Origin of the sequence: Shewanella sp. SR44-3 (genome assembly GCF_014163735.1) — a bacterium.
In the GTDB taxonomy this organism is placed as follows: domain Bacteria; phylum Pseudomonadota; class Gammaproteobacteria; order Enterobacterales; family Shewanellaceae; genus Shewanella.
In genome coordinates, this window is sequence record NZ_JACJDV010000013.1 from 60,747 (window position 1) to 87,463 (window position 26,717).

Consider the following 26,717-nt stretch of genomic DNA (forward strand, 5'->3'; position numbering starts at 1 on the left):
GAGGCTAGTTTATTATTCAGTTTGATCAAATTGATATAAACTAGCCGCCAATTTTGTTCCCCTTATATTTGAGAATCATTAAATGGAAACCTTATATTTTGCCGTTAAGCATCTGCATTTAACTTTAGTGGCGATCAGTGTGTTATTTTTTGTGGTGCGTTTTGTATTGCAACTGCGTCAGTCGAGCATTATGGACAAGAAGTTTGTCAAAGTTGCGCCTCATGTGATTGATACCTTCCTGCTGTTATCTGGGTTAGCATTGTGCTTTATTATTCAGCAATTTCCTTTTGTCGATCCATGGCTCACTGAGAAAATTATCGCAGTGGGTGCCTATATTCTATTGGGATACATGGCGCTTAGAACCGATAGAAATAAATTGTTTAAAGTGTTCGCCTTTATTGGTGCCATAGGCTGGATAGTGTTTGCCGCCAAGATGGCAGTATTTAAGCAAGTTGCTCTAATAGGTTAATGCGTCGTCATGGATAAACTTATGGATGACATACGCATCCCAGAAAGTGCATTTGAAATTTGTGAACACTTAGGTTTTACGCAAGCGAAAACCGCCCAATGGGCATGGTTTGAGCTTGCGGGCGCCGTGTTGAGTCATTATGTGGTTAATCAAGAGCAGCGCTTAACAGGGCTGTTTCAGTGGTTTTACCAAGATTTAGGCTTTCGAGTGCGGGATGATTATTTCAGCATTGAGGCGGCGGATCTAGGTCAGTGCATTATGACACGCCAAGGCAATAGCACTACGTTAGCGACAGTGCTTGTTTTGTTGGCTAAGCAGTTAGACTTAACCTTGGAGGCGGTGCTATTGCCTGGCAATACTGTGCTTAAAAGCTGCGTTAATGGGCAGGTTAAGTATCACGATCCATTAACCGGTCTTGAGCTGAGCAAGCATGGATTAAGCGCTTTAGTGCGCGGCGAGCTGGGGAATGAAGCCAAGCTTAAACCGAGGCACCTTAAAGCAGTAACCCTGAAGCGTTTGCTGAGCCGAATGATCCACGAACTTAAAGCTGGTTCCATCGTCAAACATAAGTTTGAACCAGCCATGGAGTGCTGCAGCTTGCTGCTACAATGGCATCCTGATGATGTGCACCTCAATCGTGAACGAGCGTTTATTGCTCAGCAGTTAGGTTGTATCAAGGTTGCTATGTCAGATTTGCAGCATTTTATTGATAACAGCCCGCACGATCCTGTGATTGAGCTGGTCAAAATTCAATTAAAAGAATTAAGCCAGCAAGCTCAGACTTTTCACTAGCTTGATGAAGTTCGATGTCATGTGACTCTGGGAATAAGTTCAATGACATGTAACATTTAAGAATGAGTAAAGCGAAAACGATAAAGTAAAAAATAAAACAACAAGATATCAATTATCAAAACAGTTAATCAGAACAAGTGTTTGAACAACTGTGTTAACTATTTAAGGGAGAAAGATTATGACCACAGCCGCACTGGTGACCAATGATGCCGTAGCACTGGGTATATTGGCCGTTATCTTGGGGGGCGTTTTTTATACTAACTCTTCAACGCACCCATTTTGGCAAAAATTCTACAAGTTTATTCCAGCCTTATTATTGTGCTATTTCTTACCTTCATTGCTTAATACCTTTGGTATTGTCGATGGTCATACTTCCCAGCTTTATTTTGTCGCCTCACGCTACTTGCTGCCAGCTTGCTTAGTATTACTCATTTTAAGTGTAGATTTAAAAGCCATTTTAAATTTGGGCCCTAAAGCCATCATAATGTTTCTCACCGGTACTTTAGGCATAGTGCTCGGCGGCCCAATCGCCTTATTGGCTGTCTCTATTATCGACCCAAGCTTGATAGGTAATAATGGCCCAGATGCAGTGTGGCGCGGCATGACAACTCTTGCAGGTAGTTGGATTGGCGGCGGCGCTAACCAAGCTGCAATGAAAGAAATCTACGAGGTAGGCGGCGATATCTTCTCCGTGATGGTGACTGTGGACGTGATTGTCGCCAACATCTGGATGGCAGTGCTGCTGTTTATGGCCTCTAAAGCCAAAGAGATTGATGCTAGAACGGGGGCTGATACCAGTGCTATTGAAGTCTTAAAACAGAAGGTTGAGAAATACCACGCGGAAAATTCCCGCATTCCGACCTTGCAAGATTTGATGATGATAGTTGCAGTGGGCTTTGGTATCACAGGTTTAGCGCATTTGGCAGCTGATTTTCTCGCGCCATTTTTCGCCACCAACTACCCTTGGACGGCAGATTACAGCTTAACCTCAAACTTCTTCTGGTTAGTGGTTATCGTGACCACCATAGGTCTTGGGCTATCCTTTAGTCCAGTGCGTCATTTAGAAGCCGCTGGCGCCTCAAAGGTTGCTACCGCATTCTTGTACATTTTAGTGGCCACCATTGGCTTGCATATGGACATTAGCAAAATTGCTGAAACGCCACTGTATTTCCTTATCGGCATAGTATGGATGTTAGTGCATGCAGGCTTAATGTTACTGGTAGCTAAACTTATTCGTGCGCCCTTGTTCTACATGGCAGTGGGTAGCCAAGCCAATGTTGGCGGCGCCGCATCGGCACCTGTTGTTGCCGCAGCGTTTCATCCTGCATTAGCCCCAGTTGGGGTATTGCTTGCCGTATTTGGTTATGCATTAGGGACTTACATGGCATGGCTATGTGGTCAGTTATTACAAATTGTTGCAGTTTAACGATTAACGAGGTTCACCATGGATCAAAAAATGATTAACTTAGCCACAGGTTCTGGCAGCATTGAAATCGCCAACGATAAGCCATTTGTGCTATTTGGTGGTATGAATGTGCTTGAGTCTCGCGACCTTGCTATGTCAATTGCCGAGCATTATGTGGAAGTCACCCAAAAGTTGGGCATTCCTTATGTGTTTAAAGCCTCCTTTGATAAAGCTAACCGCTCATCGATTAACTCTTATCGTGGCCCGGGTATGGAAGAAGGTTTAAAAATCTTCGAAGAAATCAAACGCACCTTCAATGTGCCTTTAATCACAGACGTTCACGAAGTGGCCCAGTGTGCACCAGTTGCTGAAGTGGTTGATATCATCCAGTTACCGGCGTTTTTGGCTCGTCAAACTGATTTAGTGGTCGCCATGGCTAAAACAGGCGCCATCATCAACGTGAAGAAGCCGCAGTTCTTAGCACCTCACGAGATGCGTCACATAGTGACTAAGTTTAATGAAGCAGGTAACGACAAGATTATCCTTTGTGAGCGCGGCTCAAGCTTTGGCTACAACAACTTAGTGGTAGACATGCTAGGCATGGATGACATGAAAAAAACCGGTTATCCAGTGATTTTCGATGCTACCCATGCACTGCAACGCCCAGGTGGCCGTGCAGATTCTGCCGGTGGCCGCCGTGCTCAAGCCACTGAACTTGCAAGAACTGGCATGGCTTTAGGTATTGCGGGTCTCTTTATTGAAGCACACCCAGATCCCGATAACGCTAAGTGTGATGGCCCTTGTGCGCTTCCGCTACATCAGCTTGAAAACTACCTTAAGCAGATGAAAGCAGTCGATGATTTAGTTAAATCATTTGCACCCATAGACACCAGTAAATAACATCATAAGCGATGTCTGCAACCATTTGGTTAAAGACAGGACGCAGAGAAAAAATGCCCTGAGTTGCCCAGCAACACAGGGCATTTTTTATGGTTGTTTTTCGTGACTATCGCTTAATTCACGCGACATTTCCCTATAGTGAAATGTATCGTTTAATGCGGAACACTTACCTTTGATTTGATATGAGTCTTGATCCATATCAAAGCCTAGGTAGCTAAAGCCATTCATAGTTAATCTCAGCTCAGATGATAACGATAAACAGTGAGGAGATGGTGATGACGGATGACAAACTGATATTGCTGTTGAAGATTTGTATTTGTAGTGGGTTTAGTCTGATCTTACTGGGAATTTACTTCCACAATTTTAATCACACTATAGAATCCATGGGCGTGAATGGCATCATTATCAGCGCTGCCTGTGTTTCGCTGGGCATGGCACTATCTCTACCCACCAAAATGTACCTCACTTTTATCTTAGTAAAACGCGATGCAGCATCGAGTAAGTAGGCTGTTATGTTGATTTTTAGTTATTGATTTAAAATGATTTTCACTTTATTGGATATCGAGTGTTAATGGCGTTTTTTTACCCAGATGAATAGGTGAAATGTGGATAATATTAACCGAGTTGAAAAATACTATAGATAATACAAATTAGGGCTTTACAAAATCTTAAACCGCTGTAGTATATGCCTTGCTCTGGCATTCAGAGTTATTAATGAACATCAAAAGTAAAAGTAAAGCCTCAGAATCTGCGTTAACTTAGTTATCTTCTGTGTTTCCCTTAGCTTTCATCGTCACAATTAATAATTCAAGCTTCAGTGCATCGCATTTTCGCGGTAGATTTATTAACTTTAATTATATAGGGGACATAACATGTCTAACAAAACAACTGGTTTAGTAAAATGGTTTAACGAAGACAAAGGTTTCGGATTCATCACTCCAGACAATGGCGGCGCTGACGTATTCGTACATTTCCGTTCAATCACTTCAGAAGGTTTCAAAACTTTAGCTGAAGGTCAAAAAGTTTCTTTCGAAGTAGAACAGGGTCAAAAAGGTCCTCAAGCAGCTAACGTTTCTGCTATCTAATCTAACTTTGTTAGAATGACGCAAATGGTTTATGCCATTTGCGTTTTTTTTTGCCTGCCGAAAAGTACTCCGCCCTTCCTAATAAAATCTTTCGTTAATACACCTTCTACTAATAATATCCTTCACTCATTGTTGTGCCTTTAATCACAATCATATTTTCTTAGCCGTTACTGTAATGATGATAAATAAATTCATTACTTATCATCACCTTATGAAATATAATTAAAACTGCTGAAACCACTGCTGTATTTGCTTGGGATCTTGGCTTTTAGTTAACGACAGCATTAACAGAATACGGGCTTTTTGTGGGTTAAGATTGCCCGCCGCAACAAAGCCATATTTAGTATCGTCTATCTCAGCATCCAGTGTGGTGGCTCCTGTTGGTACCCGGCTTGAACGCACGATTAAGACGCCATCTTTACTGGCTTTAGCTAAGGTATCAAATACTGTGTGATACATGTTGCCGTTACCTACGCCTGCGCTGACTATGCCATCAAAGCCTGCTTCGACCATAGATTTAGCGGGTAAATCACTGGCATTGGCATAGTTATAAATAATGCCCACTCGGGGAAGCTTGTTGAGCTTGCTGATGTCAAAAGGCGTTTGATTAGTATGCTGACGTTCAGTGCGGCCCATGTACTCAACTTTACTGTTATGTATAACGCCAAGTGGCCCTAAATTGGGCGCGGCAAAGGTGTGTACCCCTGTGGTATTGGTTTTAGTGACATCACGGGCGTTAAGCACGGTATCGTTCATCACCACTAATACGCCGCGACCTTTAGCATTAAGATCGGCAGCAATTGCAACAGCGTTATATAAATTCATCGGACCATCGGCGCTCATGGCAGTAGATGGGCGCATGGCACCGACTAAGACCACTGGCTTATCGCTTTTAACAGTAAGATTCAAAAAGTAGGCGGTTTCTTCTAAGGTATCCGTACCATGGGTAATGACTATGCCGTCGATATTTTTATCGGCCAGCAAAATATTAATCCGTTTGGCTAATGCTAACCAAACATCATCATTCATGTCTTGGGAGCCAATTTTAACCAGTTGCTCACCTTGAATGTCGGCAAGTTTTGTCATCTGAGGTACGGCGGCAATTAGGCTATTAATCCCAACCTCACCAGCCTGATAAGTGGACTCAGTAGCAGATTGGCCCACGCCTGCTATAGTGCCGCCAGTGGCAATAATGCGTACCTGTGGCAGCGCCATAGCTGACGATGAGAGCATTAAGCCTAAGGCAACTGATAGTAAAAACTTACCCATAGAAAAATTCATGATTGCATCCTTTTATTAAAAATAATAACTGGATCATATCGTCTATTTTAATCGGTTCAGTGATCAAGGTCGAAGTCCTGGGATCCCTAAAGAGGTAAACTCTAAAACGATAGTGAATACCATTGATTATTGGTATAGGGAGGCAAGCTTCCTGAGGTTGTGCATGGCAAGGTTTATAGCGTGTTTTTTAGTGTTAAGCACTTAAAAATAACAATATATAACTATTAACAGGGAGTTAATAGGTTACAAGGTGAAATAGGACTGCAATGAAAAAGACAATTAGCGTACGTATAGAAGAAGATTTATTGGGCACTAAAGAAGTTTCTAATGAGTGTTATTACGGCATACACACACTGCGTGCCATGGAAAACTTTAAGCTCAGCAATCAAAAAATCTCAGATGTACCTGAGCTCGTTCGGGGCATGATGATAACCAAAAAAGCGGCAGCCATGGCCAATAGTGAATTGGGCGCTATTAGCAGCGATATTGCCGATAAAATCATTGAGGCCTGCGATCTTATTCTCACCACTGGGCAGTTTGTGGATCAGTTTCCCGTTGATGTTTATCAGGGCGGTGCTGGCACCTCAGTGAACATGAACACCAATGAGGTACTGGCTAACGTTGCGTTGGAGCTCATGGGCTTAGAGAAAGGCCGTTATGATGTTATCAACCCCAATGATCATGTTAATAAATGCCAGTCTACCAATGATGCTTATCCAACAGGATTTCGCATTGCCTTAGTCAATAGCGCTGACATTTTATTAGAGGCATTAACGGATCTCATTAATGCTTTTGATACTAAAGCTAATGAGTTTAAGACAATGTTAAAAATGGGCCGCACCCAATTGCAAGATGCGGTGCCGATGACATTGGGCCAAGAGTTTCATGCTTTCGCCGTAACACTGCGAGAGGAAATTAAATCCATTACATTGTGCCAAGAATTATTGCTTGAGGTGAATTTAGGGGCAACAGCCATAGGCACAGGGCTAAATACTCCGGCAGGATATTCCGCGCTAGCCATTAAGCATCTGGCCGACATTACGGGGCGTGATTATGTGCCTGCAGAAGATTTGATTGAAGCGACATCAGATTGTGGCGCTTTTGTTATGTTGCACAGTGCCATTAAGCGTATGGCCATAAAAATGTCTAAAATTTGTAATGATTTACGCTTGCTGTCATCGGGGCCACGTACAGGGTTTAATGAGATAAATTTACCTCAGCTGCAAGCAGGCTCCTCCATTATGCCAGCCAAGGTTAATCCAGTGATCCCAGAGGTGGTTAATCAAGTTGCCTTTAAGATAGTCGGTAACGATATTGCCATCACTATGGCCGCCGAGGCTGGCCAGTTGCAACTTAACGTAATGGAACCCGTGATAGGGCAGGCAATGTTTGAGTCCCTAAGCCTTCTTGGTAATGCCTGCGTTGCGCTGCGCGAAAAGTGTGTTGAAGGCATTACGGCTAACCCTGAAATCTGCATGAATCATGTATTAAACTCCATTGGCATAGTGACTTACCTTAATCCATTCATAGGCCATCATGAAGGTGACATTATTGGCAAAATTTGTGCGCAAACTGGTAAAAGCGTACGTGAAGTGGCGTTAGAACGAGGGGTCTTAACAGCTGAAGAGCTCGATGAGATTCTCAGTGTTGAAAACCTTATGCACCCTAAGTATCAGGTCAAGCGAAACTCTAGCAAGACGCAATCCTAACGCTATTACCTAGGCTGCGCCGCTGGCGGCTGAAGTGAAGCCGCTGGCAGCAAGGCGCAGTTATTAATGCAACGAGGAAGTGGAACGCTTGAGATGCTCCCGCTGAATGATCAGAGAATTAATACGATTGGTATCAACTGAACACAACCAAAGGCATAGGTTAGTAATATGATTTTATTCGAGATAGCAGTTGTTCTTGCGGCCATTTATTTAGGCGCAAGAATGGGCAGCATGGGGATAGGTTTTGCAGGCGGCCTTGGGGTTTTGATCTTGACCGCAGGATTTGGACTTAAACCTGGCACCATTCCGATCGATGTTATCTTGATCATTATGTCGGTAATCACCGCCATTGCGGCCATGCAAGTCTCAGGGGGGATGGACTACCTAGTATCACTTGCCGAAAAACTGCTGCGTAAACACCCAAAGCAAATCACCTTTTTGGCTCCTGTGGTTACCTATTTAATGACCTTATTTGCAGGAACGGGCCACACCGCATTTTCAACTTTACCCGTTATTGCTGAGGTCGCCAAAGAGCAAGGTATACGTCCATCTCGGCCACTGTCTATTGCCGTTGTTGCCTCTCAAGTGGCGATTACCGCCTCGCCCATTTCGGCGGCCGTGGTGTTTTTCTCTGGGATACTCGAACCCTTTGGTGTGGATTATTTAGTGTTGTTAGCCGTTTGTATTCCGTCGACCTTTATTGCTTGTATGATCGGCGCTGTGGTTGCAAATTTAATGGGCAAACCGCTGGCTGAAGATCCTGTTTATCAAGACCGCTTAGCCAAAGGGCTTATCAAAAAGCGCGGCGCCACAGAGATAGAAATCAAAACAAATGCCAAACGTTCAGTGGTGATTTTTTTGCTAGCGATTGCCGCAGTGATGATTTACGCCACCGCGATTTCTGACAAGGTGGGCATCATTGTGGATCCCGTCTTGCCGCGAGACTCTGCCATCATGGTGATCATGCTCACCGCGGCCGCAATGATTACCATTTTTTGTCAATTAGATGCCAGTGAGATTTCCAATGCTGGCACTTTTAAATCTGGGATGTCGGCCTGTATCTGCGTGTTAGGCGTCGCTTGGTTAGGGGATACCTTGATAGCCAACCATATAGACGAAATCAAGGCGTTTGCCGGCACCTTATTGCAAAGCCAGCCTTGGCTGCTGTCCATCACTTTGTTCTTTTCTTCTATGCTGCTTTATTCACAAGGCGCGACCACTAAGGCGTTGATGCCAGCAGCCTTAGCCATTGGGGTGAGCCCTTTGACAGCCGTCGCCTCATTTGCCGCCGTCAGCGCATTGTTTGTGCTGCCCACTTATCCTACACTGCTGGCCGCAGTAGAAATGGACGACACAGGCTCGACCCGCATAGGTAAAGCGGTATTTAATCACCCCTTCTTAGTCCCAGGCGTTATAACGATAGCCAGCAGTGTGGCATTGGCGTTCCTTTTTGGTAGCCTGATGTTGTAGCGGCATTTACTCTTTTAAGGTTAGGTGCAATGCAAAGGCGCTGTTGATGTTTTGCCCTTGTGTTAATTTTTCTAAATTGTCATATAACGTGGCTCTATCGAGCGGCTCCACTAGCACTCTGGCAGCTTGATAACTGGCAATAGAAAAATCGAATTTATCACTTTTAACTGCGTCGATTTGCTCAGCGGATAAGGTGATATTGTCTAATAGATAGGGCTCCCTGAAATCAACTAACAGCGCGACGCCTTCGTTAAACCAAATTGGGACATTTAACAGGTGATTTAACCAACCCACTCTGTGATGGACTTCAGCATGGGTATATTCGTGAGCAACCACATCTATATTTTGCCCTTTGGGACCCAAAATAATGCATTGCCCCAGGGGCGTCAGTAAGGCTTTGCCAAAGGCGTTAGCGCCAAATTCAGCGGCTTCAATATCATTTGCTGCAATAATCACTTTAGGGTTCGCAATCATATTGCCAAAGGTCTGATTAACTCTGGATTTCCCCAGTTCAATCATGGCAAGCAGCGTATTTTTCTGATCGCGATTAAAAGCGTGACTTGCGAACACATTCGGCGATATTTCTGAATATTCAGCATGTTTAGCATATTCAATGAGTTCACAAGCCAACGCATGGCGCTGGCAGAAACCGCCAACAATGACCACTGCGCTAAGGGAACAGAGTAACAATAGGCTTAACTTGGACATGAAATCTCCTTGCTTGCCTGAAAAAATCATATTTTAACGCTCACCAAAAGTTATAGTAACTAAGATTTTTTAGAATGGCTGTTATGGGTAAGCTTTAAATTTCGCGAGGCATAAAAAAGCACCCGTTAAGGTGCTTTTTTATGTTCTAGCTGATTTCAGCTCGATAGACTCTCGCCATTCACGGGACTCTCTTACGCCTCGGTCAAGACTTTTGTCGCTATTCTGAACTAAGCCGCGACGACAGTTGCGAGCTACTCGTAGCAATAAAGCCCTACGTTGTTCTTCACTCATGGTTACGTCTCCTTAGTCTTTAGTAAATTTATTGTACATAAGATACGATGTTTACTCAACTTTTGATATGACCCATACCCTCTTTGCGCTGTATTGTTTTTGGGTTGACAGCTGCATCGTGGACTTGGGCGTTTTTTGTTATTGCTTCAATGCTTTGATCTGTCAATTCGCCCAGATTTTTATCATCGATAGCCGCCAAAATTAATTCGAGCTGAGATGTAAGGGCTGTCGTGACATAAAAAAATTCTTTGGCTTTCTCTCCACGGTATAACATTCCTGGTTGGTTGCGGTAGAGATTGAGTACATGTCTAACTACCTTTTCGCCTTGAAGGTTAATCCCAAAGAGGGGAATAGAAAGGATGCTATGCGCAGGATAGTCTTTTTTTAAGTAGTATTGTTCAAGGTTACTTACTATGCGTTCTGAACGGGGCTCAGCGTTTCGCATAAAATGCGTAATAATCTCTTCTACATCTTCTACATAACAGTGTGAACCAGATACAACTGCATATGGCGCGCCACGGAGGTTTGTCCTAAACGAGTTTGGGCCTTCGGCATTGATATCGGTAAACGGAAATACGATCGGTTTTATATCAGGGTCTGAATCAGGTTCTTTCGATTTTGTAGTGGTTGAATAGATGTTGTCTTCTAACATAATAACACCTGAGTAATGCTCTGTTACTGGATTGTAGAGAAAGCGCTCCACCAGTTCAGCATCCAACGCAGGGTTTAATTTGAAATCAGGTTGTTCTGAAAAGTGAATTACTTTCATTATGTTAGCTCGATAGTCTACTTTTCTCGCAAGATTTGATTCATCCCATTCCATCATTAAATTTAACAGATCATCAAGAATTACTCGTATTGCTTGTTGGTACTTAGCTGGCTCATTCTGGATAACCCAAAGCTCAGCATTTGAACCATATTCGTTAGCCCTGAGAGTCGCTTCTCGATGCCGTTTCCAAAAGCCGGCAGGTGGACTTGTTTGAACTACAGCAAAAAGAAAGTCCTCGCGCTTGGTCTTAACTAACACTGTGATTGAAACAATAAATGCCGCTATTGTCGCGCATGTAAGAAACACAACAGTATGCCAATTGATAGACATTATTTTTGCTGACTCCCAAGATACAGGCCAACTTACGTCTTTGATTTCGATTGAGAAAATAGAGGCGTATGCGGCTAGGAAAAAAGTAAGAAACCAAAATAAGCCTTGGCTGGAAGGATTCAACAGTGCGCTATATTTGCGGTGAATAGGCATGCGCTTCCATTTTATAAACGATTTTCTTTTTTGTGTAAAAAAAGCAATTAGTCTGTTATTAGAGTTTTGCATGACGTCCACACTTTCTTCCTTTAGTTGTTAATAGTCAAAAATAAATTATTCATGGATACTAAATAATTTAATTAGCTGTTGTATATAGGTTTAATTATTGTCGTATATATCATGTAATGAGTTTCATTGTAGGACAATCGTCCAGTAATAGCGCCCCATTTTTATGGCTAAGTCGTTTTTAGAAAACTATCACTTCACCAAAACCGTTTGATGAGCGCATAGGTCGGTCGATTTATTGTATTGTTCTTGCGCAGGCTTCGGAGGCACTGACAAAAGTTATATTTTGTTTAATAGTGCCATCGAATGAGATCTTATGACTAAACTGGCACTCAGATGCTAAAAGGGTTAACCATGAGTATTTGCGAGACGACCGTCCATCCCATGGACGGGATGTTCGAGCCCTCAGGGACGAGTTCACGGCGTGTCGTTAAGTGAATGCCATGGTTCAGCTTGTATTCCAATCGAGCCAGTAACTCAGTATTGAGTTTTCCAGCTTTAGGCTATTCAAGGAAAAAGCCCTGGGTTAACAGGGCTTGGTCACTTTATGCAGGTTAGCTCTATTCTGAGCTGCTCTGTTTGAAAATTAAAGATGCGCCAAGATTTGGTTAACCGATTCTTTAGCATCGCCAAATAGCATTTGGGTGTTGTCTTTAAAGAACAGGGGGTTTTGCACACCGGCATACCCTGTGTTCATCGAGCGCTTAAAGCCGATCACGGTTTGGGCTTTCCAAACTTCCAATACCGGCATGCCTGCAATCGGGCTTCCTGGGTCTTCCATGGCGGCGGGGTTGACTGTGTCGTTGGCGCCGATGACTAGCACTACGTCTGTGTCACTGAAATCTTCGTTGATTTCATCCATCTCCAGCACGATATCGTAAGGCACTTTGGCTTCAGCAAGTAGCACGTTCATGTGGCCAGGTAGACGCCCAGCAACAGGGTGAATACCAAAGCGCACCTTGATGCCCATGGCGCGAAGCTTGCGGGTAATTTCTGCCACTGGATATTGAGCCTGGGCCACCGCCATGCCATAGCCTGGGGTGATGACCACAGAATCTGCGCCTTTGAGTAAATCAGCCACCTCTTCGGCGTTAGTTTCGCGGTACTCGCCCATTTCATCGCTTGCGGTACTGGCAACGTTGTCATTGCCAAAACCGCCTGCGATAACGGAGATAAACGAACGATTCATTGCCTTACACATGATGTAAGATAAAATCGCACCCGATGATCCCACTAATGCGCCCACCACAATCAACAAGTCGTTTGATAGCATAAAACCTGCCGCCGCAGCCGCCCAGCCCGAATAGGAGTTAAGCATAGACACCACAACTGGCATGTCAGCGCCGCCTATGCTGGCCACTAAATGCCAGCCAAAGGCGAGTGCTATCACAGTCATTATGATAAGCGGAAGGAAGGCGCCGCCAGCTTGAACAAACATCAACATTAGGCCTGCAGAGGTAAGCACTGCGAGTAAGTTGAGTTTATGTCTGTGGGGCAAGGTTAGCGCTTTAGAGGATAGGGCGCCATTAAGCTTGCCAAAGGCGACGATGGAGCCGGTGAAGGTCACAGCGCCAATGAAGATGCCTAAAAACACTTCCACTAAATGGATGTTGAGCATAGCGCCTTCTAAATGCAGCTCTTTGTCCTGAGCGCTGACCTCAATAAACGCCGCTTTGGCGCTCGCTAAGGTTGCAGATAAATCATCCCCTAATACCAGCACGATTTCACTTACCGCTTGCGGGTGAAGGTCGATAAAACTGTTAAAGCCCACCAGCACGGCAGCGAGGCCGACGAAGCTGTGTAAAATGGCCACCAGCTCTGGCATCTGGGTCATTTCAACTTTTAGGGCTAGGCGAATGCCGATGACAGCGCCTATGACCATAGCTAGAATAATCCAAGCCACCCCTGTGGTGCTTGGGTTTAAAATAGTGGCGCCAAGGGCAATAGCCATGCCTATGATGCCAAACCAATTGCCTTGTTTGGCGGTTTCTTGTTTAGATAAGCCCGCGAGGCTTAAAATAAAAAATACCGCGGCAATAATGTACGATGCTGTAACTAATCCTTGAGACACGATACGACCCCTTAATCTTTACGGAACATCTTCAGCATGCGCTGAGTGACGGTGAAGCCGCCAAAAATGTTAATGCTGGCAATAAGTACGGCAATAAAGGCCAGTACAGTGACGAGTGTGGAGCCTTGGCCTATCTGCAGCAGTGCGCCCACCACGATAATGCCTGAAATGGCATTGGTGACCGACATCAAAGGGGTGTGCAATGAGTGGGACACGTTCCACACCACGTAATAACCCACCACGCAGGCGAGTACAAACACAGTAAAGTGGGATAAAAACTCTGGGGGAGCCACGGACGCCACAGCGGCAAAGCCTGCAAGCCCTAAGGCGGCTAGTACCCACTTGAGTTTTGATGGTGCTTCTTCTTGCTTAGGCTTATCTGCAACACTGGCAGCCGGCTTTGGCGGCGCCGCTGATACTGAAATGGCGGGCGGCGGGAAGGTGACTTCACCCAAATTGGTGACCGTCATATTACGCATCACCACATCTTCTAAGTCCAGCAAGGCCGCGCCGTCTTTGGCTTTGCACATGAGCTTCATCAAATTGACTAAGTTAGTGCCATAGAGCTGGGATGACTGAGCCGCTAAGCGGCCGGGGAGATCGGTATAGCCTAAGATTTTCACCCCGTTTGCAGTGATAATTTTCTCGCCTGTGACTGTGTACTCACAGTTGCCTCCGGTGGCGGCGGCTAAATCCACCACCACTGAGCCACTTTTCATCGAATCAACCATGGCCTTGGTTATGAGTTTTGGTGCAGGGCGCCCAGGAATAAGCGCCGTGGTGATGATGATGTCCACCTCTTTGGCTTGCTCGGCAAATAGCGCCATTTCGGCGGCAATAAATTCATCACTCATGACCTTGGCATAACCGTCTGCCGAGCCGCCTTCGCTGTTTTCAAATTCAAGTTTTAAAAATTCACCGCCCATGGACTCAATTTGCTCGGCCACTTCTAAGCGAGTATCAAAGGCGCGCACGATAGCGCCTAGTGAGCCGGCCGCGCCAATGGCGGCAAGGCCTGCGACACCTGCGCCTATCACTAATACTTTGGCAGGTGGCACCTTGCCTGCGGCGGTGATTTGTCCGGTGAAGAAGCGGCCAAATTCGTGGGCGGCTTCAACCACGGCGCGATAACCGCCAATGTTGGCCATAGAAGAGAGCGCATCTAAAGATTGCGCCCGTGAAATGCGCGGCACCATGTCCATGGCCATCACAGTCACTTGTTTTTCGGCAAGCTTAGCGACTAACTCAGGGTGCTGCGCTGGCCAGATAAAGCTGACTAAGGTGGTGCCGGCTTGCAGTAGATTAATTTCATCCTCATTGGGGGCATTAACCTTAAAAATAAACTCGCTGTGCCAGACTGTGTTGCCGTCTTTCGCTTTGCCCTTGTTGCTGTGACTTTCATCAATTCGCGCGCCTGCATCGTGGTAGGCGGCATCATCAAAGCTAGACAAGAGTCCAGCACCTGCCTGCACGACTAGGTCAAATCCCAGTTTGCTGAGCTGTTTTATGGTCGCAGGCGTTGCTGCGACCCGAGTTTCACCACTTAGGCTCTCTTTGGGTATACCTATCTGCATGACTTTATCCCTGATGGTTAAAAGGCCAAATCGCTAAAAAACATTTAGCGACGTCAAAATAGCTATCAGCATGTGGTAAGACAGGCATAAGGCACAAGCACACATGACTAACTTTGATAACTAGCTACCAATCTTTATTAATTTTCATCAATTAATGGATGAATTTGTCTGCTTCATCATTGATTAAATTCATTGGTTTAAACACAAATCTAAACGCTAGTTTAAATTGGTTTCTCTTTTGTAGCTTAAAAAATAGCCTTTGCATATTCCTAAATGGAATAAAAAATCATCTTTTATTCTTTTTTGCTTAAAGCTTATCGGGATAAGCTAACAAGATCACACTGATATAGGGCCGTCTCATGTTGTTAAACGAACTTTCATCACTGGCTTCACCTTTGTCTCAAGGGCAAGTGGACCAGCTTAAAAAACTCACCGCCGAGCTCTCTACTGTACAACTTGCTTGGGTGAGTGGTTATCTAGCGGCCAGTGCAAATTCAGGGGCCAACGTGGGCCAAGACGCTGCGGCGTTAGCCCAAGCTGCCCCTGAGCAAACCGTAACCATACTCTACGGCAGCCAAACCGGAAATGGTCGCGGCGTCGCCACAGCCTTAGCCACCAAGGCGCAGGCCCAAGGCTATGGGGTTAATCTCACTTCTATGGGTGATTACAACAGCCGTCAATTAAAGCAAGAAACCTTATTATTACTTGTGGTTAGTACCCATGGTGAAGGCGAAGCACCGGATGATGCCATGGAGCTGCACAAATTCTTAGGCTCTAAACGTGCGCCTAAGCTCGATAAGCTGCATTATTCCGTGTTGGCATTGGGCGACTCAAGCTATGAGTTTTTCTGCCAAACCGGTAAAGACTTTGATGCTCGTTTAAGCGCACTTGGTGCTAAGTCATTGTTGCCTATGGTTGAATGTGATGTTGATTACGACAGTGCGGCAGAGGCATGGCAAGCGCAAGTGATAACCGCCATTAAGCCACACCTTGCTAGCACGAGTGTGGGCAGCGCCAATGTAGTATCTATCAATAGCGCCCAGACGAGTGGCTTTACCAAGCAAGCCCCCTACAGCGCAGAAGTGTTAGTGAGTCAAAAGATAACTGGCCGCGATTCAGACAGAGATGTGCGCCATGTGGAAATCGATTTAGCCGATTCTGGCATAAGTTATCAAGTGGGTGACGCCTTAGGCATTTGGTTTACTAACAATGAAACCTTGGTCGATGAAATTATTTCATCATTGGCATTAAGCGCCGATGAGCAAGTCATCATTGGCGATAACAGCTTAAGCCTCAAGCAAGCCTTAATTGAGCATAAAGAGCTGACTCAACTGAACCCTGCCTTCGTAAAAGCTTGGGCTGAGCTTAGCGTCAATGCCAAGTTACTTAATTTGCAGGATGATAAAGCTGCCCTGCGCCAATTTATCTTAGCTCATCAAGTGATTGATTTAGTCACGGCTTATCCTGCCAAGGTCGACGCAGCCCAGTTTGTTGCGTTACTGCGGCCATTAACTCCGCGGCTATACTCTATCGCTTCAAGCCAAGCTGAAGTGGAAGCTGAGGTGCATTTAACTGTGGCGCTGGTTGAAGATGAGCGTCAAGGTCAGGCCCGTTTTGGCGGCGCCTCGCACTTCTTAGCTTCAGCGCAGGAAGGTCAAAGCGTTAAGGTGTATGTGGAGCCGAACAAGCATTTTCGCTTACCAGAAAACCCAGACACCCCAGTTATCATGGTGGGACCTGGTACTGGCGTTGCGCCGTTTCGCGCCTTTATGCAGCAACGCGCTGTGGAGGGGGTTAGCGGCAACAGCTGGTTATTCTTCGGCAATCCGCACTTTGAGCAAGATTTCTTGTACCAAACTGAGTGGCAGCAGTTGCTTAAAAATGGCGAGTTAACACGCCTCGATGTAGCCTTCTCACGGGATCAAGCCCATAAAGTCTATGTGCAGCACCGCATTAAAGAGCAGGGCCGTGATGTATGGCAGTGGCTACAAGATGGCGCCCATTTGTACCTATGTGGTGATGCCGAGCGCATGGCTAAAGACGTGCATCAAGCATTAATTGAAGTGGCAATGGAATTTGGTGGCCTAAGCGCGGATGACGCAGCAGCTTACCTTGATGAGCTTCGCAGCCAGAAACGCTACCAAAAAGACGTCTATTAATCGCGATAGCTGTTGAATGAAGCGCGCGGTATCGCAGCTAAGCAACAGCAATAAAGCCAAATAATGAGCCAAGACGCATAACAGAATTGATAAGAGGCATTGCCATGAGTGAGCAAAAGTTAGCAATAAACGAATATTTAAAAACCGACAGTGATTACCTGCGCGGCACTATCCAAGAAGGCCTAGACACCCAAGTGACGGGTTCTTTTAGCGATGGCGATCAGCAGTTGATCAAATTCCACGGTTTTTATCAGCAGGACGATCGCGATTTGCGCAACGAGCGTAAAGAGCAAAAACTTGAGCCTCTGCATAGCTTTATGCTGCGCGCTCGCGTGCCTGGTGGTATTTGTACCCCAGCCCAGTGGCTAGATGTGGATAAAATCTCATCGACCCTGACTACCTCAAACAGCATACGTTTAACCACCCGCCAGACGTTCCAGTATCACGGCATTCCTAAGCGTAATCTAAAGACCCTTATTCAGGGCTTAGACAAGGCCGCGCTAGATTCAATCGCCGCCTGTGGTGACGTGAACCGTAATGTGATGTGTAATCCAAACCCAGTTGAGTCTAAGCTGCATGCTCAGGCTTATGCTGTGGCAAAGGAATTGTCCGATCATTTATTGCCCCACACTCGCGCCTACGCCGAGATCTGGTTAGATGAAGAAAAGTTGGTGGGTGAAACCGTGGAGCCAGTTTACGGCAACACTTATTTACCGCGTAAATTTAAGATGGCCGTATCAGTGCCGCCGGATAACGATGTCGATGTATACACCAACGATCTCGGCTTTATCGCTATCGCTGAAGCAGGCGAGCTGGTCGGCTTTAACTTAGTGGCAGGTGGCGGCATGGGCTCAACCCATGGCGAAGTGGAAACTTTCCCACGTTTGGCCGATGATTTTGGTTTTATCAAAACGGAAGATGTGATCAAATTTGCCGAAGCTGTGATGACAGTGCAGCGTGATTGGGGTAATCGCGTAGTGCGCAAACGCGCGAGGCTTAAATACACTATTGTTGATCACGGTTTTGATGCCTTTAAAGCCGAAGTTGAAAACCGTGCTGGGGTTAAGTTTGCCCCTAAACGCGACGTAGTCATTGGCGATCGCGGCGATCGTTACGGCTGGGTTGAAGGCATAGACAACAAGTGGCACTTAACCTTGTTTATCGAAAGTGGCCGCATTAAAGATCTGCCAGGTCAGACGCTGCAAACGGGTCTGCGTGAAATCGCTAAGATCCACAAAGGCGATTTCCGCATGACCTCAAACCAGAATATGATCATCGCAGGCGTTGCGGCTGAAGATAAAGCTGAGATTGAAGGGCTAGCTCGCAAGCATGGTCTAATGGGTCAAGTATTAACTGGCACTCGCGGGCACTCAATCGCCTGTGTAGCCCTGCCAACCTGCCCATTGGCGATGGCAGAAGCTGAGCGTTACTTCCCTGAATTTATTGACCATATTGATGCACTGCAAGCCAAACATGGCATTAGCGAGCAATCAATCGTGGTGCGTATGACAGGTTGCCCGAATGGCTGTGCCCGTCCTTTTGCCGCCGAAATCGGCCTAGTGGGTAAGGCGCCTGGGCGTTACAATTTATACCTAGGTGCAAGCTTTGAAGGCACGCGTCTGAATAAAATGCACAGAGAAAACATCCAAGAAGCCGAAATTTTAGCGGAATTGGATACCCTGTTTGGCCGCTACGCAGCCGAGCGTGATGCTGGCGAAACCTTTGGTAACTTCACGGTGCGCATTGGCGTGGTGAAAGCGGTGATTGATGCCGCTAAGGATTTTCATGGATAAAGACGGCTTACCAAACAGCAGCAATAATGCGGTTATCAGTCCAGAGGCGCTAAGGCAATTATTGCAAGCGCCAAAAGATGAACAAGCCTGTGAGCTGGAGCGCATCAATGGCTTTTTATCAGGCCTAAGCGCCCAGGAGCGCGTGGCTTGGGGCCTTGCCTATTTGCCGGGCGAGCATGGCTTGTCATCAAGCTTTGGCATACAGGCGGCGGTGATGCTGCATCTTGTGACTCAAGTGCAAGCTGATATCCCAGTTATTTTGACCGACACTGGCTACTTGTTCCCTGAGACCTATCGCTTTATTGATGAACTCACCGAGCGACTTAATTTAAACCTTAAGGTGTATCAAGCTGGGCAAACCAGCGCTTGGCAAGAAGCCCGTTTTGGCAAGCTCTGGGAGCAGGGTATTGAAGGGCTTGAACAATATAACCGTATGAACAAGGTTGAGCCCATGCAGCGGGCGCTAGGGGAGCTTAACATTGGTACTTGGTTTGCTGGTCTTCGCCGCATCCAAGCCAGCAGCCGTGAAGCGCTGCCTATTTTAGCCATTCATGGCACTCGCTTTAAGCTATTGCCAATTATCGAGTGGAGCAATAAGGATGTGCACGAGTATTTAACCTTGCACGGTCTGCCTTATCATCCCTTGTGGGATCTTGGTTATGTTTCTGTGGGCGATACTCACTCCACTAAGCCCTTAGCGCTTGGCATGAGTGAGGAAGAGACGCGCTTTAACGGCCTAAAGCGTGAGTGTGGTTTGCATTACGAAATCTAGTGCAACCAGGCAATGAAAATCAACCCTGAGCAGTGTAGTGCTTTCGGTTGATTTTTTGTTGCATCGGCTCTGATTTTCACTCTCTTGATAACAAGATGGCAATAAAGTATTTAATTTTTAAATCAAATTATTAGTTTTTTTATGATTGGTCTTTAGATTGGTTTTTGGCTTGTTCTAAATTAGCCTTTTAGCTGATGAAATAAAAAAAATTTTGAGCAGAGTGGCTTAATTTCAACTAACGTTAGCAGTTCCCGTGGATGGTTTTGGCCTACTTATTTGGGAATATCCGCTGGATTTTATGCCAGACAGCACGATGAAATCGACCTGTTTAAGACGTATAAAGTCCTTAGCCATTTTGTTCCTCCAAGAACGCCAGAACAATAGGCTCCTAGAGTCGGTATGATTGACCTTGCTAGCGTAAGTGACATCATATTTTCTTCCCAGTCGGCCCAACAGTGGCCGGCTGGGCAGGAAAGCTCATCAAGATTTCGTCCCCAGCTATTCATTTCATTTTGGCTCTGCAATCTATTGTCCTTCATCGACTTAACTCATGCTCACAACATTGTTTTTACTTGCACCTCAACTTAGGTTGAGCATTATCCTCAGGTTGACAGTTTTTCTATTAATACGATTGGTATTAACCTCGAGGGATCATGATGAACTTAAACCAACTGACACTACCGGTTAACGATATGGCTAAAGCTAAGGCATTTTATCTCACCTTGGGTGCGGTATTGATCGTCGATACCCCGCACTATGTGCGTTTTGCCTGTAAAAATGAAGCGGGCAACCTCGGCAGCAGTTTTTCATTTTCGCTGACATCAAGTGCAGCACAGCGAAAAGCGGATCCTGAAGCAATAACCCTTTATTTTGAACATCAAGCGTTAGATGTTTGGGTTGAGGAGTTAGAGTTGAAAGGGGTGGTATTTGAACAGCTGCCTAAAGATCAAAGCTACCTTTGGCGTGAAGCGTTGTTAATCGACCCTTCCGGCAATAAGATAAAGCTTTATTGGGCGGGGGAGAATCGCCTTAATCCACCATGGCGAGTACCAGTATAAAGAATATGTTTCAGAAGTGCTGCTTTTGATCTTCTGGCATTGACTAAGTAACTGCTGAGCGGCAGGATACTCATATAAAAATTAATGTTTAGAATAAACTGGAACATCTATGACAACCTTGCTCACTTGTTTGTTGCTCGCCATTTTATTACCTTATTTAGCCAAAGCGCCAGTGGCTGCGGCCATGGCCAAACTCGATGGTTATGACAACCGTCATCCTAGGGCGCAGCAAGCTAAGTTGACGGGTTATGGTGCCCGTGCTTTGGCGGCCCATCAAAATGCCTTTGAATCATTATTGGTATTTGGCATTGCAGTCGTTACCGTTATAGCCGCCGATAAGGTGAATGATGTGGCGATAACGCTAGCGATAGTGCATGTCGCTGCGCGATTAGCCTACCATTTACTTTACCTGCTCAATTATTCAAGCTTGCGTTCTACTGCTTGGTTTATTGCTATCGGCGCTTCCTTAGGTATTTTTGCCCAAGCACTGTAATGCCGAGCTTTGAGGACCGAGCTGTAATGACAAATCGCGTAAGTAAATCTTGGTTTTTATTGGCCATAGAACCGTGCCAAAGCATTGCTTTAATGTTAGATTATTCCACTCGTTAGCAGATGCTCGCGAGTGTTTTTTATGCTGCCTTGGATGTGCAGCATTTTATTTTAAGTATTTAAATGGAGTTGTTTTGATGAATAAATTTGCAACCGCTGCGCTTGTCGTGGCTGTGGGTGCTGGTGGTTATTGGCTTGCTGCTGAAAATAGTCCTGAGATGGCAAGCGATCCCATACTGGCATATATCCCTGCGGACACACTGGCTTTTTCTGCTCAATTCAGCCCGTTTCCTATTAAAGATTATTTGTATTCAGCCGCCAGCACTCAGCAATATGGACCATTGGAAGAGCTTGAGTTAGCCTTTGCTGACTCTTCTCCTCAAGAGCGATTTTTCTTAAGTTTTTTTAAGGCTTATGTAGAACGAGCGCAAGATCCTGAACGTTTACTTGCCGATCTAGGTTTGGGCGATACCCTAAAAAGTTATTTTTATACCTTAGGTGCTTTGCCTGTCTTTAAATTTGATATTCAAAATTCAGCGGCATTTTGGGCTTATTTTGATGCTTTAGAGCAAGAAAGTGGCCTTAAGCATAAGTTAAACACTGTCGCAGGTGCGGATTACCGAGCCTACGTACTGACTGACGTCGATGACGAAGAGCAACTTGAGCTTATCATTGCAGAGCGCGATGCTTGGGTGACTATTACCATCAATAGCAGCGTGAACGACAGTGAGCTGCTGGAAATGGCCCTAGGCTTAAAGGCTGTTGATAAGCCTATCTCTGAAACGACCATGATTGAAGACATGATCCATGAACACGGCTTTACCTCTGATGGTCTGGGCTTTATCAATCACGTTGAGCTGGTCAAAGCCATCACCTCAAGTGATGCCAATATGCTGGCTAAGCAACTAACTAGCCTTGCCGCTATCATAGGCGAAGATCCTTTCGATGAACTTAAAACCGCTAATTGCCAAGCTGAATTGCTCAGCATTGTTAATAACTGGCCTAAGACTGTGGTCGGTTACAACAGCCTTGATATAAGCCGTGAGCGCAGCGCCATGGATATGTCTGTGGTCGTTGAGTCTCGCAATCAAGTGATACTCGCGGCATTGCAGCAATTGCGTGGTTTTGTTCCAAGCTTTAGCAATGAACTTGATGATAAGGTGTTTTCCTTAGCGTTGGGATTGGATGTTGATAACCTCGCATCTAGCCTGTCTAAAGTGTGGCAAGACTTGCAAACACCTGAATACCAGTGCGCGCCACTGGCACAAATGCAAGCGGAAATCAGCGAGCAAAACCCAAGTATGCTAGGCATGATGACTGGCATGGTACAGGGCGTTAAAGGCGTTAGCTTTACAGTGAGCGATTACTTACTCAGTACCGAGTCTGGTGAGCCAAGCATTTCAGGTCTGGATGCTTTGTTAAGTCTTAGTGCTGAAAAGCCTTCAGTATTAGTTGATATGGCTAAAGGTTTTGTGCCTCAATTAGCGAGTATGGAATTGGTGGATGGCGGTGAAGCGGTTGATGTAACCGAGCTATTGATGCTACCACCTCAAGTAAAGCTTAACGCATCTTTGGCAATCAAGGGTCAGCACTTACTTTTGTATACGGGTAAAGGTGAGCAACTTGCCAATACACTGGGCCAACAAGCACTGAGCAATAACGGTTTATTCACTCTTGGTGCCGATTATGGCAAGTTGTTGTCACCCTTAGTAACAGCGATTGAGCAAAGCGGTGAAGAAATGCCTGAAGAGCTTGAGATGCTTAAAGATTACAATATGAAGGTGCAAATGGGCCTAGATATTACAGATAAAGGCATAGTGCTGCGTTCAGCAATGGAAACTAAAGCGCTATAAGTGAATAGTTATAAGCTAATTATTAGCAATTAAGCGTAATAAAAAAGCGGATCAGATGATCCGCTTTTTTGTGTCCGCTTGTTAACCGTCTATCGCTAGCGAGTCATGGTTAACTTAACGCGCGGCGCTAAACCCAAAGCATTACTTGATGCTGAAGGTACCCTGCATGATTGCCCAGTGGCCTGGGAATGAACAGAAGAAGTTGTAGCTGTCAGTTGCAGTTAAACCAGCAGTGCTGAATTTAACGCTAACAGTTTCGCCGCCGCCAACTAGAGCTGTATGAGCGATAACGCGAGTGTCACCGGCTTTTAAGAATGCATTGTCAGCGCCAGCTGGCATACCGTCAGTAGCAACACCTGCCATGTCAGCGGCTTTAGTTAGTACCCAGTTGTGGCCCATGGCCGCTTTTGGTAATGCACCTGTGTGAGTCAAAGTTACTGTGACTTCTTTACAGCTTGCAGGCACGCTCATTTCTTTAGTGTCGAACTGCATAGCATCGTTAGCACCGACTTTAAGCTCACACTCATTAGCGCTTGCAGAAGTTGCGAAGAAAGCAGCACCGGCTAAGGTGATAACTTGTAATAGGCGAGCACTTGCTGATGTGTTAATTTTCATCTGAATTTATCCTCTGATAAAACAATTGACTGGGATGGGGTATATCAATGGTAGATGATAAACCATCCTAGATGAAAGTGTGGCCCCATTTACAATTAATTATTATTCATCCGCTGATTATTTGAGCACAATGCGGAATTTGTAGCCAGTTTTAGTGGGCGAAATACAGCCTCGCCCACTAAAACCAGTAAGCAAGATTAACAGATTAAGTCGTCCCGATAAGGAATGCTTCGCTGCGCTCCTTGGCGAGTCACTGTGATTGCCGCTGCTTTGTTAGCAAAGGTGACCGCATCAACTAATGTCAGCTGATTACTTAAACCCACTAATAATGCGCCGTTGAAGGTGTCTCCTGCTGCCACAGTATCGACCGCCATTACCCTTGGCGCAGGGATCAAACCACTGAATTCAGGGCTACTGACATAGGCGCCGCGGGCGCCTAAGGTAATAATCACAATCCCTGGGCCATGACTGTGGATCATTTGCGCGGCAAAAGCGGCGCTGTCTTCATCATCCACGGCAATACCGGTAATGGCTTCGGCTTCGGTTTCATTGGGAGTAATAATATCAACCCATTTGTAAATTTCGGTGCCAATGCTTTTAGCTGGCGCTGGGTTTAATATGGTGCTGCCTCCACGCTGTTTTACCAGCTTCAGCGCTTCGATAACCGTTGGTGTTGGGCTTTCCAATTGAGTTAATAGCCAATCGGCACGATTAATCAGATCTTGATGCTCCAACAGAGCCGTAACAGTGAGGTTATCGTTCGCCCCAGGGGCAACACCTATGGAGTTTTCGCCATTTTTTCCAATAAAAATCAATGCACTGCCGGTGCTTTGACCTTGGATTTTACTCACTCCATCTGTTTGAATACCATCGAGTTTCCAGTTATGGCACATATCATGGGCCATAACGTCATTGCCTAAATGGCAAATGAAATCCACCCGAGTGCTGGGGGAGCACAGCCTAGCGACAGCCACCGCTTGATTGGCACCTTTTCCGCCTTGCTCTATGCGGTAATCTTGACTCATTAATGTTTGGCCTATGGTGGGCAAGTATTCAAAACTCATCACATGATCCACATTGGCACTGCCTAAAATAAGAAGTCGGCTCATACGTTCTCCCGTTGGTTAGTTATAGGCTTGCAAGCGTTCGACAATAAAGTCCACAAAACCTTGCCTGTCGATATCAAACAACACTGTGGCATTGGCAGGCTTACCGGTGAACTGATATTTGTCGATGACCGTCATCCCTTGGGTGTATTCGCCCTTAGTTTCAATGCCGACCCAGCAGTCTTGGCTGGTGAACAGCTCAGGCCTGAGCAGCCAAGCGATAGTGCAGGGGTCATGTAGCGGCGCGCCAGTAAAGCCCCATTTTGGATCTTTATGGTAAATAAGGAAGAAGTCCAATAACTCGGCGACGCACTGAGCAATCGGATTGCCTATATCGCGAATGCGCTCAATGTCCTCAGCCATGATTTGCGCCTTGTGCGTTACATCTAGGCCACAAAGAGTAATGGGCAGGCCAGACTTAAACACTATGTCGGCAGCTTCGGGATCAACAAAAATGTTAAATTCAGCGGCCGGCGTCCAATTGCCCACGCCAGCGGCGCCGCCCATTAGCACTATGCGCTCAATTTTAGGGTGAAGCTCAGGGTGAGCAGCCAATAAAAGCGCAATGTTGGTCAGAGGCCCTGAGGGCACCAAGGTCACAGGAACTGGGCTTTGACGCAGTTTCTCCGCCATTAACTCAACCGCGGTCATGGATAGCGGTAAAAAATTAGGCTCAGGCAATATTGGGCCATCAAGGCCTGTTTCACCGTGGACATTGTCGGCAATGATAAGCTCGCGGGCCAGCGGCTTAAGCGCACCACCAGCAACCGGGATGTCGCTTCGCTGTAACAAGGTTAAAATGCGCAGCGCATTGTATAGCGTCTTATCTGGGGTTTGGTTACCAGCACTAGTGGTCACAGCCAAAGGCGTGAGCGCTTCAGTGCTGAGGGCGAGAATAAGTGAAATGGCATCATCATGGCCAGGATCGCAATCAAGTATAATAGGGCGGCTCATCGGCATACTCCGTAATTCAATAGGTCGAAATAATCCATATAAATGCAGAGTAACACGTTGATTTATCTTGTCATCTATTTATATCTTTCATGGGAGCCAATTCACGGGAGGTTATAGAAATGACGTTAAGACTAGTGCTGCTAAGGTAAACATCATAAAATGCAGTCACAGATTTTTGGCTTATGTATATCACCTTATTATGAATTTACAGCAGATAGATAAAACCCGTTATCGCAAACGCAGCAACCTTATCATGATGGCCATAGTGGCAGTTTTAAGTTTTTCTTCTTTGTTTTACGGGGCAATACTGATCCACTTTTTCGGTCAATCAGCCCTTGCTGGGGCTGAGTCCACCGGTAATTTTCAGTGGAATTTACTTGGGGTTATAGCGGGAGTGATTAGCAGCGCCTTGTTGATGAATTATTTCAAACATCATGAGTTTTTGACCGAAGCCTATTATGTGTGGTGCTTAAAGCAGTTACATAATCAGATTTATCGCAAGCTTATAAAAATCAAAGCCGCAGCAAAGCAAGATGATGTTAACGCCTTGCAGATTTTAAACTTTTATTATCACAGCTTAAAGCAAGTATATTTGCTTGATGACAACATCTTAACCTTGCCAAAGTTAGACGCTGATATTCAGCAATTAACTGAAAAAATGCAGAGTTTAGGCTTAATCTGCGACGCTCAAAGCCTAGACCGCGAACTCCTCAAGGCATTTTAAGCCTGATAAGTGCTGGACTGTTATTAGTTATTAGTTATTAGTTATTAGTTATTAGTTA

General features: G+C 45.6%; 24 protein-coding genes. 15 read left to right on the forward strand and 9 right to left on the reverse strand.

The window, feature by feature from the left end:
- Positions 1–82: 82 nt before the first annotated feature.
- From H5073_RS09145 to H5073_RS09170, 6 genes are all read left to right on the forward strand, one after another.
- Positions 83–469, forward strand: a complete 387-nt coding sequence (locus H5073_RS09145) for a SirB2 family protein (protein WP_182679103.1) — start codon at positions 83–85, stop codon at positions 467–469.
- 9 nt (positions 470–478) lie between these two features.
- Positions 479–1,261 (forward strand): tetratricopeptide repeat protein, encoded by a 783-nt coding sequence (locus tag H5073_RS09150; protein WP_182679105.1) that lies wholly within the window; start codon positions 479–481, stop codon positions 1,259–1,261.
- Positions 1,262–1,439: 178 nt separating this feature from the next.
- Positions 1,440–2,687, forward strand: a complete 1,248-nt coding sequence (locus H5073_RS09155) for a DUF819 domain-containing protein (protein WP_182679107.1) — start codon at positions 1,440–1,442, stop codon at positions 2,685–2,687.
- A 30-nt stretch (positions 2,688–2,717) separates the two neighbouring features.
- Positions 2,718–3,566, forward strand: a complete 849-nt coding sequence (gene kdsA, locus H5073_RS09160; RefSeq protein WP_182679153.1) for a 3-deoxy-8-phosphooctulonate synthase — start codon at positions 2,718–2,720, stop codon at positions 3,564–3,566.
- Positions 3,567–3,841: 275 nt separating this feature from the next.
- Positions 3,842–4,072: a hypothetical protein gene (locus H5073_RS09165; protein WP_182679109.1), complete on the forward strand. Its 231-nt coding sequence runs from the start codon at positions 3,842–3,844 to the stop codon at positions 4,070–4,072.
- Positions 4,073–4,438: 366 nt separating this feature from the next.
- Positions 4,439–4,651 (forward strand): cold-shock protein, encoded by a 213-nt coding sequence (locus tag H5073_RS09170; RefSeq protein ID WP_011495379.1) that lies wholly within the window; start codon positions 4,439–4,441, stop codon positions 4,649–4,651.
- Between the two features lie 222 nt (positions 4,652–4,873).
- Here the strand turns inward: H5073_RS09170 and ansB are convergent, their stop codons facing one another.
- Positions 4,874–5,932, reverse strand: coding sequence for an L-asparaginase 2 (ansB, locus tag H5073_RS09175; RefSeq protein ID WP_182679111.1), 1,059 nt, complete (start codon positions 5,930–5,932; stop codon positions 4,874–4,876).
- A 266-nt stretch (positions 5,933–6,198) separates the two neighbouring features.
- Between ansB and aspA the strand changes: the two genes are divergently transcribed.
- Positions 6,199–7,641 (forward strand): aspartate ammonia-lyase, encoded by a 1,443-nt coding sequence (gene aspA / locus H5073_RS09180; protein ID WP_182679113.1) that lies wholly within the window; start codon positions 6,199–6,201, stop codon positions 7,639–7,641.
- 168 nt (positions 7,642–7,809) lie between these two features.
- On the forward strand, positions 7,810–9,111 hold the full coding sequence (locus H5073_RS09185) for an anaerobic C4-dicarboxylate transporter (protein ID WP_182679115.1): 1,302 nt from the start codon (positions 7,810–7,812) through the stop codon (positions 9,109–9,111).
- Positions 9,112–9,117: 6 nt separating this feature from the next.
- Here H5073_RS09185 and H5073_RS09190 read toward each other — a convergent pair whose 3' ends face one another.
- The 5 genes from H5073_RS09190 to H5073_RS09210 form a co-directional block, all read right to left on the reverse strand.
- On the reverse strand, positions 9,118–9,819 hold the full coding sequence (locus tag H5073_RS09190; RefSeq protein WP_182679117.1) for a hypothetical protein: 702 nt from the start codon (positions 9,817–9,819) through the stop codon (positions 9,118–9,120).
- A gap of 138 nt (positions 9,820–9,957) precedes the next feature.
- Positions 9,958–10,110 (reverse strand): hypothetical protein, encoded by a 153-nt coding sequence (locus H5073_RS09195; protein WP_182679119.1) that lies wholly within the window; start codon positions 10,108–10,110, stop codon positions 9,958–9,960.
- Positions 10,111–10,165: 55 nt separating this feature from the next.
- Complete coding sequence (locus H5073_RS09200; protein WP_182679121.1) at positions 10,166–11,443, reverse strand: hypothetical protein; 1,278 nt, start codon at positions 11,441–11,443, stop codon at positions 10,166–10,168.
- Between the two features lie 574 nt (positions 11,444–12,017).
- Entirely contained in the window at positions 12,018–13,502 is a 1,485-nt protein-coding gene (pntB, locus tag H5073_RS09205; RefSeq protein WP_182679123.1) for a Re/Si-specific NAD(P)(+) transhydrogenase subunit beta, read from the reverse strand.
- A gap of 11 nt (positions 13,503–13,513) precedes the next feature.
- Entirely contained in the window at positions 13,514–15,076 is a 1,563-nt protein-coding gene (locus H5073_RS09210; protein ID WP_182679125.1) for a Re/Si-specific NAD(P)(+) transhydrogenase subunit alpha, read from the reverse strand.
- Between the two features lie 359 nt (positions 15,077–15,435).
- On the opposite strand from H5073_RS09210, the gene H5073_RS09215 reads away from it, so the two are divergent.
- The 6 genes from H5073_RS09215 (at position 15,436) to H5073_RS09240 (ending at position 23,260) form a co-directional block, all read left to right on the forward strand.
- Complete coding sequence (locus H5073_RS09215; RefSeq protein WP_182679127.1) at positions 15,436–17,235, forward strand: assimilatory sulfite reductase (NADPH) flavoprotein subunit; 1,800 nt, start codon at positions 15,436–15,438, stop codon at positions 17,233–17,235.
- A gap of 104 nt (positions 17,236–17,339) precedes the next feature.
- Positions 17,340–19,028, forward strand: coding sequence for an assimilatory sulfite reductase (NADPH) hemoprotein subunit (gene cysI / locus H5073_RS09220; protein WP_182679129.1), 1,689 nt, complete (start codon positions 17,340–17,342; stop codon positions 19,026–19,028).
- Complete coding sequence (locus H5073_RS09225) at positions 19,021–19,800, forward strand: phosphoadenylyl-sulfate reductase (RefSeq protein ID WP_182679131.1); 780 nt, start codon at positions 19,021–19,023, stop codon at positions 19,798–19,800. The genes cysI and H5073_RS09225 overlap by 8 nt, the downstream gene beginning before the upstream one ends.
- Before the next feature lie 656 nt (positions 19,801–20,456).
- Positions 20,457–20,858, forward strand: coding sequence for a VOC family protein (locus tag H5073_RS09230; protein WP_182679155.1), 402 nt, complete (start codon positions 20,457–20,459; stop codon positions 20,856–20,858).
- A 109-nt stretch (positions 20,859–20,967) separates the two neighbouring features.
- Positions 20,968–21,351, forward strand: coding sequence for an MAPEG family protein (locus H5073_RS09235; protein WP_182679133.1), 384 nt, complete (start codon positions 20,968–20,970; stop codon positions 21,349–21,351).
- Positions 21,352–21,544: 193 nt separating this feature from the next.
- Complete coding sequence (locus H5073_RS09240) at positions 21,545–23,260, forward strand: hypothetical protein (protein ID WP_182679135.1); 1,716 nt, start codon at positions 21,545–21,547, stop codon at positions 23,258–23,260.
- A 141-nt stretch (positions 23,261–23,401) separates the two neighbouring features.
- Here the strand turns inward: H5073_RS09240 and azu are convergent, their stop codons facing one another.
- From azu to rihA, 3 genes are all read right to left on the reverse strand, one after another.
- Positions 23,402–23,875 (reverse strand): azurin, encoded by a 474-nt coding sequence (gene azu, locus H5073_RS09245; RefSeq protein ID WP_182679137.1) that lies wholly within the window; start codon positions 23,873–23,875, stop codon positions 23,402–23,404.
- A gap of 197 nt (positions 23,876–24,072) precedes the next feature.
- Positions 24,073–24,984: a ribokinase gene (gene rbsK / locus H5073_RS09250; RefSeq protein WP_182679139.1), complete on the reverse strand. Its 912-nt coding sequence runs from the start codon at positions 24,982–24,984 to the stop codon at positions 24,073–24,075.
- Between the two features lie 15 nt (positions 24,985–24,999).
- Positions 25,000–25,935, reverse strand: a complete 936-nt coding sequence (gene rihA, locus H5073_RS09255) for a pyrimidine-specific ribonucleoside hydrolase RihA (protein ID WP_182679141.1) — start codon at positions 25,933–25,935, stop codon at positions 25,000–25,002.
- 199 nt (positions 25,936–26,134) lie between these two features.
- On the opposite strand from rihA, the gene H5073_RS09260 reads away from it, so the two are divergent.
- Positions 26,135–26,659, forward strand: coding sequence for a DUF3087 domain-containing protein (locus tag H5073_RS09260; RefSeq protein WP_182679143.1), 525 nt, complete (start codon positions 26,135–26,137; stop codon positions 26,657–26,659).
- The last annotated feature ends 58 nt before the right edge of the window (positions 26,660–26,717 follow it).